16 protein-coding genes are annotated in these 13361 nt (G+C 56.5%); 13 read left to right on the top strand and 3 right to left on the bottom strand.

The genetic code is table 11. From position 1 onward, the window contains the following. Positions 1-53 precede the first annotated feature (53 nt). The gene (locus G482_RS0102660; protein ID WP_028448726.1) at positions 54-2027 is read right to left on the bottom strand and encodes a monovalent cation:proton antiporter family protein; all 1974 of its coding nucleotides are present in this window, start codon (positions 2025-2027) and stop codon (positions 54-56) included. Positions 2028-2264: 237 nt separating this feature from the next. Between G482_RS0102660 and G482_RS0102665 the strand changes: the two genes are divergently transcribed. The 13 genes from G482_RS0102665 (at position 2265) to G482_RS0102725 (ending at position 11402) form a co-directional block, all read left to right on the top strand. Beyond that, on the top strand, positions 2265-3227 hold the full coding sequence (locus tag G482_RS0102665) for a KpsF/GutQ family sugar-phosphate isomerase (RefSeq protein WP_028448727.1): 963 nt from the start codon (positions 2265-2267) through the stop codon (positions 3225-3227). Between the two features lie 62 nt (positions 3228-3289). Then, positions 3290-3805 carry a 3-deoxy-manno-octulosonate-8-phosphatase KdsC gene (kdsC, locus tag G482_RS0102670; RefSeq protein WP_028448728.1) on the top strand — a complete coding sequence of 172 codons (516 nt, stop codon included), beginning with the start codon at positions 3290-3292 and terminating at the stop codon, positions 3803-3805. A 21-nt stretch (positions 3806-3826) separates the two neighbouring features. Continuing rightward, on the top strand, positions 3827-4426 hold the full coding sequence (gene lptC / locus G482_RS0102675) for an LPS export ABC transporter periplasmic protein LptC (RefSeq protein ID WP_084414432.1): 600 nt from the start codon (positions 3827-3829) through the stop codon (positions 4424-4426). Continuing rightward, a complete protein-coding gene (lptA, locus tag G482_RS0102680) occupies positions 4380-4898 on the top strand; it encodes a lipopolysaccharide transport periplasmic protein LptA (RefSeq protein WP_028448730.1) in 519 nt (172 codons plus the stop codon). Before lptC ends, lptA begins: the two co-directional genes overlap by 47 nt. Continuing rightward, positions 4895-5617, top strand: coding sequence for an LPS export ABC transporter ATP-binding protein (lptB, locus tag G482_RS0102685; RefSeq protein WP_028448731.1), 723 nt, complete (start codon positions 4895-4897; stop codon positions 5615-5617). The genes lptA and lptB overlap by 4 nt, the downstream gene beginning before the upstream one ends. Positions 5618-5635: 18 nt before the next feature. Next, a complete protein-coding gene (locus tag G482_RS0102690) occupies positions 5636-7027 on the top strand; it encodes an RNA polymerase factor sigma-54 (RefSeq protein ID WP_028448732.1) in 1392 nt (463 codons plus the stop codon). Positions 7028-7056: 29 nt separating this feature from the next. Next, complete coding sequence (gene hpf, locus G482_RS0102695; protein ID WP_028448733.1) at positions 7057-7383, top strand: ribosome hibernation-promoting factor, HPF/YfiA family; 327 nt, start codon at positions 7057-7059, stop codon at positions 7381-7383. A gap of 105 nt (positions 7384-7488) precedes the next feature. After that, positions 7489-7962, top strand: coding sequence for a PTS sugar transporter subunit IIA (locus tag G482_RS0102700; protein ID WP_028448734.1), 474 nt, complete (start codon positions 7489-7491; stop codon positions 7960-7962). 94 nt (positions 7963-8056) lie between these two features. Further along, positions 8057-9001, top strand: coding sequence for an HPr(Ser) kinase/phosphatase (hprK, locus tag G482_RS0102705; RefSeq protein WP_028448735.1), 945 nt, complete (start codon positions 8057-8059; stop codon positions 8999-9001). Then, on the top strand, positions 9002-9877 hold the full coding sequence (gene rapZ, locus G482_RS0102710; RefSeq protein WP_051258667.1) for an RNase adapter RapZ: 876 nt from the start codon (positions 9002-9004) through the stop codon (positions 9875-9877). A gap of 34 nt (positions 9878-9911) precedes the next feature. Beyond that, a complete protein-coding gene (locus G482_RS0102715) occupies positions 9912-10250 on the top strand; it encodes a NusG domain II-containing protein (protein ID WP_245575230.1) in 339 nt (112 codons plus the stop codon). Then, complete coding sequence (locus G482_RS17040; protein ID WP_034618652.1) at positions 10231-10791, top strand: Gx transporter family protein; 561 nt, start codon at positions 10231-10233, stop codon at positions 10789-10791. Before G482_RS0102715 ends, G482_RS17040 begins: the two co-directional genes overlap by 20 nt. Beyond that, positions 10788-11402 (top strand): flavin prenyltransferase UbiX, encoded by a 615-nt coding sequence (locus tag G482_RS0102725; protein ID WP_028448738.1) that lies wholly within the window; start codon positions 10788-10790, stop codon positions 11400-11402. The genes G482_RS17040 and G482_RS0102725 overlap by 4 nt, the downstream gene beginning before the upstream one ends. A gap of 117 nt (positions 11403-11519) precedes the next feature. Here the strand turns inward: G482_RS0102725 and G482_RS17045 are convergent, their stop codons facing one another. Continuing rightward, positions 11520-12875 (bottom strand): MATE family efflux transporter, encoded by a 1356-nt coding sequence (locus G482_RS17045; RefSeq protein WP_034618653.1) that lies wholly within the window; start codon positions 12873-12875, stop codon positions 11520-11522. A gap of 28 nt (positions 12876-12903) precedes the next feature. After that, positions 12904-13218, bottom strand: a complete 315-nt coding sequence (locus G482_RS0102735) for a hypothetical protein (RefSeq protein ID WP_028448739.1) — start codon at positions 13216-13218, stop codon at positions 12904-12906. Positions 13219-13361: the final 143 nt, after the last annotated feature.

Here is a 13361-nt window from a genome sequence, read left to right on the forward strand (position 1 = left end):
AGTTTTTGCTGGGTATTGATTGTGGGTCTATACCCGTGCCGGTATGTGGTTGTTTAGCGTTTGCCTTGCAGCAGCAAAGATTCTGCGCTGGCCAGATTTTCCGGTACACCCAGCAACACCAACACATCGCCGGAATTGAGCTGGAAATCATCATCCGGCACAATCGGCGCGCTGTTTTTGCGGCGGATGCTGCGCACTTCCACCTCGATGCCGGCAAAATCCAGCTCTTTCAGCTGATGGCCAATCCCGAAGGCATTTTGCGTGAGCTGGATCGTGTGCAGCCGCGCCTGTTGGCGGTCGCTTTCTTCGTTATCTTCGTGAGTGCCGCGGTAAAAGCCGCGAATCATCGAGTAGCGGGCCTCCCGCACTTCGCGAATGCGCCGTACCACTTTATTTAGCGGCACGCCCAGCAACATCATGGTGTGCGAAGCCAGCATCAGGCTGCCTTCCATAATCTCGGCCACCACTTCGGCCGCGCCGGCGTTCTTGAGCAGATCAATATCGCTGTCGTCTTGTGTGCGCACAATCACCGGTAATTCCGGCCGCATCTGATGCACCACTTCCAGAATTTTCATCGCCGAGTGGGTGTCGGCATAGGTCACGATCAGCGCTCGGGCGCGCATGAGGCCGGCGGCGATCAGTACTTCGCGCTTGGCGGCGTCGCCAAAGACCACTGATTCACCCGCAGCGGCGGCTTCGCGCACCATTTCGGGGTCTAAATCCAAGGCGAAAAATGCAATGCCTTCCGAATGCAAAATCCGCCCCAGCGATTGGCCGCTGCGCCCATAGCCACACAAAATCACGTGCCCGTTAGCCGACATGCTGCGCACCGCAATCTGGTGCAGGTTCGCGGCCAGATTCATCCATTCCGAGCTCGCCAGCCGCAAGACAATTTTGTCGGAATGCTGGATCAAAAACGGCGTAATCAGCATCGAGATAATCACGGCTGCGATACTGCTTTGCAAAATCTCGGTTGGAATAATCCCGTGTCCGGCCGCCAGCGCCAGCAATACAAAGGCAAATTCACCGCCTTGGCCCAGCGCAAAGCCAGTGCGCCACGCCGTGCCCGGCGCATTACCAAACAGCCGGGCAACCCCGGCAATCAGCGCAATTTTGCCGATGCTGAGGAAGACAATCAGCGCCAAGACTAATTGCCACTGTGTGAGCAGCACCATAGCATCCAGATTCATGCCGACGGTAATAAAAAATAAGCCCAGCAGCAGATCGCGGAAGGGGCGAATATCATCTTCAACCTGATAGCGGTATTCGGTTTCGGCAATCAACATGCCGGCCAGAAACGCGCCCAGTGCTAAAGAAAGGCCGGTGAGCTCGGTGAGCCAGGCAATCCCCAGTGTCACGAGCAAGATATTGAGCATAAATAGCTCGCTAGAATGCTGGCGTGCCACCAGCGTAAACCACGGGCGCATCAGTTTTTGCCCCAGCCACAGCAGTAAAGTAAGGACAAAAATGATCTTGAGGGCCGCGAGACCAATCGCCACCGCCAGCTCTTCAGCCGGCTTGCCCAGCACCGGGATCATAATCAGGAAGGGCACCACTGCCAGATCTTGAAATAGCAAGATCCCAAAGGCATTTTGCCCGTGCGGGGCGTTGAGTTCGTTGCGGTCGGCCAAGAGCTTGGACACCATGGCGGTGGAGGACATCGCCAAGGCCGCCCCTAGCGCAAGACCAAGTTGCCAGGGCTGATTAAAGAAAGCGCACGCCAGCATCACCAGCAGCAAGACCCCCATCACTTGCGATAAACCTAGGCCAAACACCACGCGTTTCATGGCATTGAGTTTGGCAAGGTTAAATTCCAGCCCCAGCGTAAACATCAGGAAAATTACGCCGTATTCGGCCAGATGGGTGGCTTCTTCGCTCGATTCAATCAGCCCCAACGCATGGGGGCCGACGAAAATGCCAATCACCAGGTAGCCCAGCATGGGCGGCAGTTTGATTTTGCGGCAGAACACCACCGTCAGAACGGCGATGGCGAGAAGAAATAAAAAATTATGCAGGGTAGAAGGCATGCAAGACGGCGCAATCGCGACATGAATTCAAATTCGTTCTTGCTAATATACCGGCGCAGCATGTCTTGCGCATGAAATCCTGCCGTTAATTGGCCAGTTGGCACGTTCTTTGCGTTTTTCTTGCAACGCCGCTGGGCGTGCGGGGCAGATTGGCATGGCAATTTGCCGCTTTGCCGGTTACAGAATGGGCTGGCTCTTTTATAATCGCTGCTCATTTGTGCTTGAGCTTTCTTTAAGATGACTGCTGCGCTTGCAACTGCCCACCGGGTATTGGCCATTGAGGCCCAAGCCATTACGGCACTGGCCCAGCGGCTGGATGAGCGATTCGCGGCGGCCTGTGCGCTGATTTTGCAGTGCCCGGGGCGGCTGGTGGTGATGGGGATGGGTAAATCGGGCCACATCGCCCGCAAGCTCGCGGCCACCATGGCCAGCACCGGTACGCCAGCGTTTTTTGTGCATCCGGGCGAGGCGGCGCATGGCGACCTCGGCATGATTACCCGGCAAGATGTGGTCTTGCTGCTCTCTAATTCGGGCGAAAGCGACGAAGTGCTGGCGATTTTGCCCAGCTTAAAACGCCTAGCCGTGCCGCTGATCTGTATGACCGGTAACCCCTGCTCGACCATGGCGCGTGAGGCGCAAATTCACCTCGATGCCGGTGTGGCCGAAGAAGCGTGCCCGCTCAATTTGGCGCCCACCGCCAGCACCACGGCGGCATTGGCGCTGGGTGACGCACTGGCTGTGGCCTTGCTGGAGGCGCGCGGTTTTCAAGCCGAAGATTTTGCGCTGTCGCATCCGGGCGGCTCGCTGGGCCGGCGTTTGCTGGTGCATGTGCGAGATTTGATGCACGCAGGCGAGGCCTTGCCGGTGGTGCAGCATGATGTCACGCTGCGCGATGCGCTGATGGAAATTAGCCGCAAAGGCATGGGCATGACCGCGATTGTGGACGAGGCCGGACAACTGTGCGGGATTTATACCGATGGCGATTTACGCCGCACCATTGATCGCGATATTGATTTGCGCACAACACCGGTGCGCGAGGTGATGAGTCCAGCTCCGGTGACGATTGAAGCGCAGCGCCTAGCGGCAGAAGCCGCGGCAGTGATGGAGGCGCGCCGGGTGAATGGCCTGCTGGTGGTGGAGCAAGGCCGGCTGGTGGGTGCGATAAATATGCATGATTTGCTCAAAGCACGTGTGGTGTAGGGTATAGCCCGCTACGCCTATTAATAAATAGATTTCAGACTGATACCCCTTAAAGAGAAGCCATGATTGAGCGTGCCAAGCAAGTCAAACTGATGATTTTTGACGTTGACGGTGTAATGACCGACGGCGGTTTGTACTATACCGATGCCGGTGAAGAGCTGAAGGCGTTTAATTCGCTGGATGGCCACGGTTTGAAAATGCTGAAAAATTCCGGCGTGAAGCTGGCGATTATTACCGGGCGTAATTCACGCTTGGTAGAGCACCGGGCGCGTAATCTGGGGATTGATTTTCTGCATCAAGGCGCCCATGACAAACTGCAAACTTTCCAGAAGTTGCTCGCCGAAGCGGGCGTGAGCGCTGAAGAATGCGGGTATATGGGTGATGATGTGATTGATCTGCCCGTCATGCGGCGCGTGCACTTTGCGGTGGCCGTGCCGGCTGCGCCAGAGCTGGTACAACAGCACGCCCATTATGTGACGGGCCGCCAAGGCGGGCATGGCGCGGTGCGCGAAGTCTGCGAATTGATTATGGCCAGCCAAGGTACACTGGATGCGGCTTTAGCGCCGTATCTGGCTTAATGGGCTGGTAGGGGAAAACGCTTGCGAAGTTTAACCATCTGGGCGCTGCCCCTTGTGTTGCTGCTGCTGGTTGGGGCGCTGATCTGGGGCTTGAGCCGGGCCGCGATTCAAACTGTCATTACGGTCGAGGCCGACCCCAATACCCCGGATATGATTGTGAATCTGGCGGTATTGCAGCGCTTTGATGAGCAAGGGCAAATCCGCTCGACGCTGATCGCGCAGGAAGTGAAACACCTGCGGGCCAATGACACGCTGCTGTTTAAGCAGCCAAAGCTTACCCAGACTGAACCGGGCAAACCCAATATTGTGGTGACCGGCGTGCGGGCGAAAACCACTAACAAAGCGTCGCAGGTTTGGTTTGAAGATGCGACCGAACTACGCCGTGCGGCATTTGGCCAGCAAGCCGAATTGGTCGTGCGCAGTAGCGATGTGTTTTATGATCAGGCGACCAGCATCGCCCGCGCTAGTACACCGGTGGTGGCGGATATGGGCCCGCATCATGCCGAAGCGGTGGGCTTTATCGCCGATAATGCTCAGCAAACTCTGAATTTACTATCCAAAGTGAGAATGACATATGTCCCGACTGCTCGCGCTGCCCTTACTGGCACTGCTACTCGCTAATTCTGCGTGGGCCGAAACTGCCGACCGCGAGAAACCGATGAATATCGTGGCCGATAATTGTGTGATGGATCAAAAGACCCAGCAAAGCGTCTGTACCGGCAATGTGGTGGTGACGCAGGGCACGATGGTAATGCGGGCCGATAAACTGACCACCCGGCAAGATGAACAAGGCCATCAGTTTGCCCAGGGTGAAGGCCGCCCGGTGCGTTTCAAACAACGGCTGGATTCGGGCGAGCCACTGGATGCCGAAGCACTCCGCTTTGATTACGACGGTGCAAAGGGCTTTCTGGTGTTGATGGACAAAGCCTGGGTCAAGCGCAATCAGGATTTGGTGGTGGGCGATAAAATCACCTACGACATGAATACCGAGTTTTACCAAGCGCAAAGTAAGGCGGGTGGTCGGGTGAATATCACGCTCAACCCGAAGAAAAAAGACGCCAGCCAGCCTACCAAGAAAGAAGTTAGCCAATGAGTACGCTCAAAGCCCAGCATCTACAAAAGTCCTACAAAAAACGCACGGTGGTGCGTGATGTGTCGCTCGAAGTCAGCAGCGGTGAAGTGGTGGGTCTCTTAGGCCCCAATGGTGCCGGTAAAACCACCAGCTTCTACATGATTGTGGGTCTGGTGCGCATGGATGAGGGCCGGATTGAGCTCGATGGTGTTGATGTTAGCCAGCAGCCTATTCACCAGCGGGCGCGTTTGGGCTTGGGTTATTTGCCGCAAGAGGCATCGATTTTCCGCAAAATGACCGTGGCGGAAAACATTCAGGCCGTGCTGGAGCTGCATTACAAGGACAAAACCGAGATTGCCGAGCGACTCGATGCCTTGCTGCATGACCTGCATGTGGGGCATTTGCGCAACAGCAATGCTATGAGTTTGTCAGGCGGTGAGCGCCGCCGGGTGGAGATCGCCCGCGCGCTGGCTTCCAACCCGCAGTTTGTGTTGCTAGATGAGCCATTTGCCGGGGTAGACCCGATTGCGGTGATTGATATTCAACGCATTATTGGCTTTTTGAAAGAGCGGGGCATCGGGGTGCTGATTACCGATCACAATGTACGAGAAACCCTCGGGATTTGTGACCGCGCCTATATCATCTCTGAAGGGGCCGTGATGGCGGCTGGTAAACCGGCCGAGATTGTGAATAATGAAGATGTTCGCCGCGTGTATTTGGGCGAGCATTTCCGTATGTAGCATCACTGGCCGCAGTTTATGAAGCAAAGTCTGCAGCTGCGCATGGCGCAGCAGCTCAACCTCACGCCGCAACTTCAGCAGTCGATCAAACTGCTGCAACTCTCTACGCTGGATTTCCAACAGGAAATCGAGCAGTACCTCGCTGACAATCCGCTGCTCGAACGCGAAGACCATGGCCTGGATAGTGCCGATGCCAGCGAAGCCCAAGACACCAGTACTACCGAGCGTGATGATTTTGAAGATGATGGACTGCGCTGGGATGAGGTGCGTGGTAGCCAATCGTTTGATGATGATGACGAGCATGATCCCACGCTGCGGGTTGCCATTGAGCTTAGCCTGCGTGATCACCTGTTGGCGCAAGCTCGCTTGCTGGCTTTACCTGCCCGTGATTTTGCTTTGCTCACCATGCTTATTGAAGCGCTGGACGACGATGGCTTATTGCCGGTGTCGCTAGAGGAGGTATTTGAGCAGCTGCCAGCGGAATTCGTCGCGGAGCTTGAGCTGGAAATGGCTGAGCTGCAGATCGCACATCAGCATTTATTGCAGCTGGAGCCATTGGGCGTCGGCGCGCGCTCGCTGGGCGAGTGTTTATTGCTCCAGCTCAAACAATTGCCGCCCAGCCCTGCGGTAGAGTTAGCTAAACGGGTACTGCTAGAAGGCTTGGAATTACTTGCGGTACGGGATTTCACCCGTTTAAAGAAACTTTTGCAGTGCAATGAAGTCCAGTTAAAAGAAGCGCAGCAGATTATTCGTAGTTTGAACCCGCGTCCGGCGGCCAATTGGGGCGGCGAAACAGCCCGCTATGTTGTGCCAGATGTGTTGGTGCAAAAGGTGCGCGGCCGCTGGTCGGTACGGCTGAATCAGGCGGCGCAACCCAAGCTGAAAGTCAATGAGATGTATGCGCGGGTGTTGCAGGGGCAAGCCGGCGAGAGTTTGGCGGGCCAGCTGCAGGAGGCGCGCTGGTTGATTAAAAGCATTGAGCAGCGTGGCAATACCATTTTGCGCGTGGCGCAAGCGATTGTGGCGCGGCAGCAAGCGTTCTTTGAATATGGCGAAGTGGCGATGAAACCCTTGGTGCTACGGGACATCGCCGAAGAGCTGGATTTGCATGAATCCACCATCTCGCGGGTGACAACGCAAAAATTTATGCTGACACCCCGCGGGGTTTTGGAGTACAAATATTTCTTCGGTAGTCATGTTGAAAATGACAGCGGTGGGGAAAACTCGGCGACCGCGATCAAAGCTTTGATCAAACAGCTGGTCCAGCAGGAAAATGCACAGAAACCGTTATCCGATAATGCTATAACGGAAGAACTCGCAAAGCAGGGTGTGGCAGTTGCGCGGCGCACCGTTGCTAAATATCGGGAGGCGTTAGGTATCGCGCCTGCCAGTCAGCGCAAAAGCCTGTAATGGGCGCATAAAAACGAAGGAGCAATAATATGAACCTCAATATCAGCGGTCATCATCTTGAAGTTACTCCAGCTATCCGCGATTACGTGAGCAGTAAAATCGAACGCGTGATTCGTCATTTTGACAACGTGATCGATGCAACGGTCATTCTGGCGGTTGATAAACTGCAGCACAAAGCCGAGGTTACTGTGCATGTCAGTGGTAAAGACATCCACATCGAATCGATTGAGGAAGACCTGTATGCCGCGATTGATGTCCTGATGGACAAACTGGATCGCCAGCTGGTCAAACACAAAGAAAAGCTCTCTTCGCATCGCAATGAGGCGCTGAAACATCAGGCGGTGGCCGAAGAATAATTACGTTGCGTAGGCAATACAACGGGAACGCCGCGAGTCGTTCCCGTTTTTGTTTGCCCGCAAGGCAAGTACAATAGCTCGACCATAAGGAAATACACCAACACCATGAGCCTCATTACCAAAATCCTGCCAACCACCAATGTGTTTCTCGATCTGGATGTGGGAAGCAAGAAGCGGGTGTTCGAGCACGTGGGGATCGTGTTTGAAAATAGCCATGGCATCGCGCGTAGCGTGATCTTTGATAGCCTGTTTGCCCGCGAAAAACTGGGCTCCACCGGCCTTGGCCAAGGCGTGGCGATTCCACACGGGCGGATCAAAGGTCTGAAAGAAGCCACCGGCGCATTTGTGCGCCTGAAAGAACCGATTCCATTTGATGCCCCAGATAGCAAGCCTGTGGCTTTGATTTTTGTGCTACTGGTGCCCGCCAATGCTACCGATCTGCATTTGCAGATTCTGTCTGAGTTGGCGCAGCTGTTTTCCGACAAGCAGTTGCGTGAAGAGCTAAACACCATGACCGAAGCGCATCAGGTCTGGGAGCGGATCGCCAGTTGGGAGCCCTACGGCGCCGATTTTGCCTAATTGACTCGGCCAGCTTGGCTGGACGCCAGCCACTGGCCTGCTTCATAATCAAAACTGCATCCATGTGCCGATGCAGTTTTTTTTTGAGACCGGTATGCCACAGATCACTGCCCGCCAGCTGTTTATTGATAACGCCGAAAAATTGCGCCTCACCTGGGTTGCCGGTCAATCTGGGGCAAATAATCTGCTCTCTAATGACGAAAGTGAGCAAAAGCCCTCATTGTCACTGGTTGGGCATTTGAATTTTGTGCACCCCAACCGGATTCAAGTACTCGGGATTGCCGAAGTCGCTTATCTCAATGCGCTTTCCCCTGAGGTGCAGCTCAGCAGTTTGAATCAGCTCTTTGGCAATGAAATGGCGGCCATGATTGTCGCTAATGGCCAAGTTGTACCCGACGCTTTGCGCGATGCGGCCGAGCGTCATCATGTACCTTTGCTCACTAGCCCTGAGCAATCTCCGTATTTAATGGAGGTATTGCGCTACTACCTAAGCAAGGCGCTGGCTGTATCGACACACCTGCATGGGGTATTTATGGATGTTCTGGAGGTGGGCGTGTTGCTTACCGGTGAGTCATCCATGGGTAAATCCGAATTGGCGCTCGAGCTGATTTCACGCGGCCATGGCTTGGTGGCCGATGATGTGGTTGAAGTGTATCGTACCAACCCGGAAACCTTGGAAGGGCGCTGCCCGCCGATGCTGCGCGATTTCTTGGAAGTGCGCGGGATTGGGGTGCTGAATATCCGCACCATTTTTGGTGAGACGGCGGTGCGGCCGAAGAAAACATTGAAATTGATTATCCATTTGGCCAAAGCCGGTGGTGAATCGCTGACACCGGTCGATCGGCTGCAGATGCAGGCGGCTACCCAGGCGATTCTGGATGTGCCGGTGCGCAAATTGGTGATTCCGGTAGCCGCCGGCCGTAATCTGGCGGTGCTGGTTGAATCGGCAGTGCGCAATTATATTTTGCAATTGCGCGGGATCGATTCTACGCGTGAGTTTATCGAACGCCACCAGAAATTCATGGAAATGGGGGAGTAAATGCCAACCATCACCCACCCGCCGCTACACCATCAGCAGGTCATCCTGCTGTCTGGCCTTTCGGGCGCCGGCAAATCCGTGGCTTTGCGGGCGCTGGAAGATCTGGGCTACTACTGCATGGATAATCTGCCCGCGCCCCTACTTGGCGATGCAGTTTCAATGCTTGATCGTGATGGTTACCCGCGCGTGGCGATTGCGGTGGATGCGCGTAGTGCGCATAACCTTTTGTCGTTGCCAGAGAAAGTGCTCGAATTGAAAGCTGCAGGCTTGGATGTGCGGTGTCTATTTTTGGAAGCTACGGACGACACCATCGTGCGCCGCTATTCCGAAAGCCGCCGCAGTCATCCACTGTCAAACGGTGCGCTCACAGTGGCTGAATGTATCGCTATGGAGCGCGAAATGCTGGCTGAAGTGCGCGAGCTCGCCCACTGTATCGATACCAGCGGCATGTCGGCGGCGAAGTTGCGGTTATGGGTGCGCGAGTTTATTGCTGTCGATGCGGCTAAGGTTACGCTGATTTTTGAATCCTTCGGCTTTAAGCACGGTATTCCACTGGATGCCGATTTTGTGTTTGACGCCCGCTGTCTGCCCAATCCCTATTATGATCCGGCCTTGCGCCCACTCACCGGTATGGATCAGCCGGTGGCGGATTTTCTGATGCGCCAGCCCAGCGTTGGGCCGTATCTGACGCATATTCTGGGCTTTCTGGAGCGCTGGTTGCCCGAGTTCGAGCGCGATCAGCGCAGCTATGTGACGGTGGCGATTGGCTGCACGGGCGGTCAGCATCGTTCGGTGTATTTGGCTGAAGAATTGCGCCGGCATTTCTCCCGTTCGCGGCAGGTCTTGCTGCGTCATCGCGAGCAGCATGGGCACTGAGTTGTGGCGATGTTTACGCGTAGGCGACTGGTGTTTGCTTGCGCTCAGTGTGCTGCTGTGGGCGGTGCTCACGCACTGGAGCTGGCAGCAGCCCGGCGCCACGCGGGTGCGGATCTATCAGGATGGACAACTTTACGCTGAGCTGGATTTGCTGGCGCAGCGCACCTTGGCGGTGCCCGGGCCACTGGGCGCCACCGTGGTGGAAGTGCGGCAGGGTAAAGCCCGCATTGCCCAAGACCCTAGCCCGCGGCAGTATTGTGTGAAAGCCGGTTGGCTGCAGCAGGCCGGACAGGCGGCAATTTGTTTGCCTAATCGCACCAGTATCGAACTCACCGGCCAGCAAGCCCGCCCTTATGACAGCCTCAGCTACTGATTCTGCCACGCAACGTTTGCAGGTAACGGCCCAGGATCACCAGATTGCGCGGCTGGCTGCAATAGCGATTGCCTTGGCCGTGCTGGAATCCGGTATCCCTTCGCCGATTCCTGGCGTGAAACCGGGGCTGGCGAATATCGTGACTTTGCTTGCCCTTGCAAGACTGGGTTGGGCGGCGGCAGCGTGGGTGAGTGTGCTGCGCATTCTGGGGGCGAGCATTGTGCTGGGGGGGATTTTCTCGCCCGGTTTTGCGCTCAGTCTTGCCGGCGGCGCTTGCAGTTTGCTGGTGCTGGCGGCGGCGCAATATTTGCCGCGCCGCTGGTTTGGGCTGGTGAGCCTGTCTTTGTTGTCGGCCATCGCGCACACCGCAGGGCAGCTGCTATTGGCGCGGCTGTGGCTGATTCCGCATAACGGCATTGTGTATTTGATCCCCATCTTGCTCGGGATGGGGTTAGTGTTTGGTTTGGTCAATGGCATGGTGGCGGAGCAACTTTTGCGCCGCTGGCCGGCCCAAGCGGATTTACAAGAGAGAGACGCATGAGCAAAGTAATCACGGTGGCGCTCACTGGCGCCTCGGGCCTGCCGTATGGCCTGCGTACGCTGGAATGCCTGCTCGCGGCTGGCTGCCAGGTGCGCTTGGTGTATAGCCAGGTGGCGCAAATTGTGGCGCGGCAAGAGCTCGATCTGCACTGGCCAGCTCGGGCCGCTGATTTGGCCGAGCAGCTGCGCGCGCAGTATCAGCTGGCCGATCCGCAGCAGCTGCAAGTGTATGGGCAGCAAGAATGGTTCGCGCCGATGGCTTCGGGCAGCAATCCCGGCGACGGCATGGTGGTGGTGCCGTGCTCAATGGGGGCTTTGTCGGCGATTGCCAACGGGGCTTCGGATAATCTGGTCGAACGCGCGGCTGATGTGATGATTAAAGAGCGCAAAACGCTGGTGCTGGTGCCCCGCGAAACGCCGTTTTCCGCTATTCATCTGGAAAATATGCTCAAACTGTCACGGCTGGGAGTGGTGATTTTGCCGCCGAATCCGGGCTTTTATCATCATCCGCAATCGATTGATGAGCTGGTGGATTTTGTGGTGGCGCGGATCTTGGATCAGCTGGGCGTGCCGCAGCAACTAATGGCGCGCTGGGGTGAGTCCAATAGTTAAACAACAGAAGAATTAGGTTAAAAAACTGGGGCCAGGCCCGGTTTTTTATTGGGGTATTGCCTTCTAGAAATTGCTTATAAAGGCTTGTGCGGCAATACCTGGTCAATGTATCTATGCCTAGGTATGCTGGCGTAGGCGGGCACGGCTCAGGCGGCCAAATAGCACTAGCAAGGAGAGCGCTGCGCAGGTCAAGGCTACCACCAAGGCAATCCAGTAGCCGCGTGGCCCCATCCCGCTGATTGGCCCGAAGCCAAAGGTCAGCGCATAGCCCAGTGGCATGCCCACCAGCCAGAACGCCAGCATATGCAGCAGCATCGGCAGGCGGGTGGATTGATAGCCGCGCAGCACGCCGCTGGCCACCACCTGGGTTGCATCCGAAAACTGGAAAATCCCGGCCAGCACCAAGAGCTGGGTGGCCAAGGCCAGTACGGCAGCATCCTGCGTATACCAGCCGGCAATAAACTCGCCAAACAGCATGGTCAGCGCCGCACCAACTCCAGCCACCAAAAGGCCTAGCCGCACACCGTTTTGCCCGATCAGGCGTGCCTGCTGCCAGTCATTGGCCCCCACCGCTTGCCCCACCCGGACGGTGAGGGCGGTGCCGATGGCCATCGGGATCATAAACAGCAAGGAGGCAAAATTGAGTGCCACCTGATGGGCTGCAACCGCGGTCGTGCCTAGGCGGGCGATTAGCAAGGCGATCAGACTAAAGGCGCTGACTTCAATAAAAAACATCAAACCAATGGGTATGCCCAGCTTAGCCAGCTGCCATTGGGTTGGCCAATGAATACCCCGTAGGGTATCAAAGGGATGTGTGCCGCGGTACACCGTCGCGCTGCGAATCCACAGCCACCACATCAGTGCGCTGGCCCACATGCACAGTGCGGTGGCCCAGCCACAACCGACCGCCCCGAGTGCTGGCGCACCAAAATGGCCGTAGATTAGAATCCAGTTCGCTGGCACATTCAGCGCCAGTGCGATCAGTGCAATCACCATCATCGGCTTGGTTTGATTGAGCGCCGAGCTGTAGCCATACAGCACCCGGCTTATCGCCAGCGCCGGCAGGCCCCAACTCACCGCGGCCAGAAAACGCTTGGCCTTATCGGCGACTTCTGCGGTTAGGCCGAGGTGATCGAACACTGGCAATAGGGCATGAGCGAGCAGCATAGCGATGCCGCCGGTGATCAGCGCCTGATACAGCGCTTGTTGGGTTAGGGCCGGTAATTCAGCCGCTTTGCCAGCACCTACTTTGGCCGCCGCCAGCGGGCTAATGGCCAGCAACAGCCCCATCAGCGTAACAATCAGGGTGGTCCAGATCGAGGCGCCAACTGAAACGGCGGCCAGATCGCCGGCTGAAACATGACCCGCCATCACCGCATCCACAAAAGCAGTGCCGGTTTGCGCCAGCTGGCCGATCATAATCGGCCACGCTAAGGTGAGCGTGGCTTTGGCGTCGTTAAATCGTTTTGGCATGGCGCTCCATGGGGGCCCGTGCCCCCGCTTAGCGCGGCTGGTGACGGGCCGGTTCGTAATGACCCAGCAGGTCGGCAAAACGACTGTTGAACACCAGCGCCTCTTCTAGCGTGAGATCCAGCACCAGGAGCCGGCCATCGGGCAGATTCTGGGTGGGTAAGCCTAAACTCACGGCGGCCGCATAGGCCAGTTGCAAGCGATGGGGCGCGGTGTGCGGGCTCAGCCGCAATACCAGCCGGGGGTGATTGCGCCAGTGGCGCAATGGGTCGGCAACAGACACGCGAGAGGTCACTTCAAGGTTGGCCTGTAAGGGTGTTACAGGCAGTTCAAGACAGTCGTACATGGGCAAACTCCAATGAATTTGCCGGTGATCCGTGATCACCGACGCTTTAGCGGTACTTCCGGCCAACGGCCTTGCGCCCCGCAAGTTGTCGATTAATAGGCGCAAAAAAACCACGACAGGCGTGGCAAACAGCACGCTTTAGC

Source organism: Chitinibacter tainanensis DSM 15459 (assembly GCF_000429785.1).
In the GTDB taxonomy this organism is placed as follows: Bacteria; Pseudomonadota; Gammaproteobacteria; order Burkholderiales; family Chitinibacteraceae; genus Chitinibacter; species Chitinibacter tainanensis.

Excerpts from the sequence above, each read along its gene's own strand:
- rapZ (WP_051258667.1), top strand. The coding sequence starts at position 9,002 with ATGCCAACCATCACCCACCCGCCGCTACACCATCAGCAGGTCATCCTG.
- hpf (WP_028448733.1), top strand. The coding sequence starts at position 7,057 with ATGAACCTCAATATCAGCGGTCATCATCTTGAAGTTACTCCAGCTATC.
- G482_RS17045 (WP_034618653.1), bottom strand. The coding sequence starts at position 12,875 with ATGCCAAAACGATTTAACGACGCCAAAGCCACGCTCACCTTAGCGTGG.
- hprK (WP_028448735.1), top strand. The coding sequence starts at position 8,057 with ATGCCACAGATCACTGCCCGCCAGCTGTTTATTGATAACGCCGAAAAA.
- lptA (WP_028448730.1), top strand. The coding sequence starts at position 4,380 with ATGTCCCGACTGCTCGCGCTGCCCTTACTGGCACTGCTACTCGCTAAT.
- G482_RS0102660 (WP_028448726.1), bottom strand. The coding sequence starts at position 2,027 with ATGCCTTCTACCCTGCATAATTTTTTATTTCTTCTCGCCATCGCCGTT.
- G482_RS0102665 (WP_028448727.1), top strand. The coding sequence starts at position 2,265 with ATGACTGCTGCGCTTGCAACTGCCCACCGGGTATTGGCCATTGAGGCC.
- kdsC (WP_028448728.1), top strand. The coding sequence starts at position 3,290 with ATGATTGAGCGTGCCAAGCAAGTCAAACTGATGATTTTTGACGTTGAC.
- lptB (WP_028448731.1), top strand. The coding sequence starts at position 4,895 with ATGAGTACGCTCAAAGCCCAGCATCTACAAAAGTCCTACAAAAAACGC.
- G482_RS0102735 (WP_028448739.1), bottom strand. The coding sequence starts at position 13,218 with ATGTACGACTGTCTTGAACTGCCTGTAACACCCTTACAGGCCAACCTT.
- G482_RS0102690 (WP_028448732.1), top strand. The coding sequence starts at position 5,636 with ATGAAGCAAAGTCTGCAGCTGCGCATGGCGCAGCAGCTCAACCTCACG.
- G482_RS0102700 (WP_028448734.1), top strand. The coding sequence starts at position 7,489 with ATGAGCCTCATTACCAAAATCCTGCCAACCACCAATGTGTTTCTCGAT.
- G482_RS0102725 (WP_028448738.1), top strand. The coding sequence starts at position 10,788 with ATGAGCAAAGTAATCACGGTGGCGCTCACTGGCGCCTCGGGCCTGCCG.
- G482_RS17040 (WP_034618652.1), top strand. The coding sequence starts at position 10,231 with ATGACAGCCTCAGCTACTGATTCTGCCACGCAACGTTTGCAGGTAACG.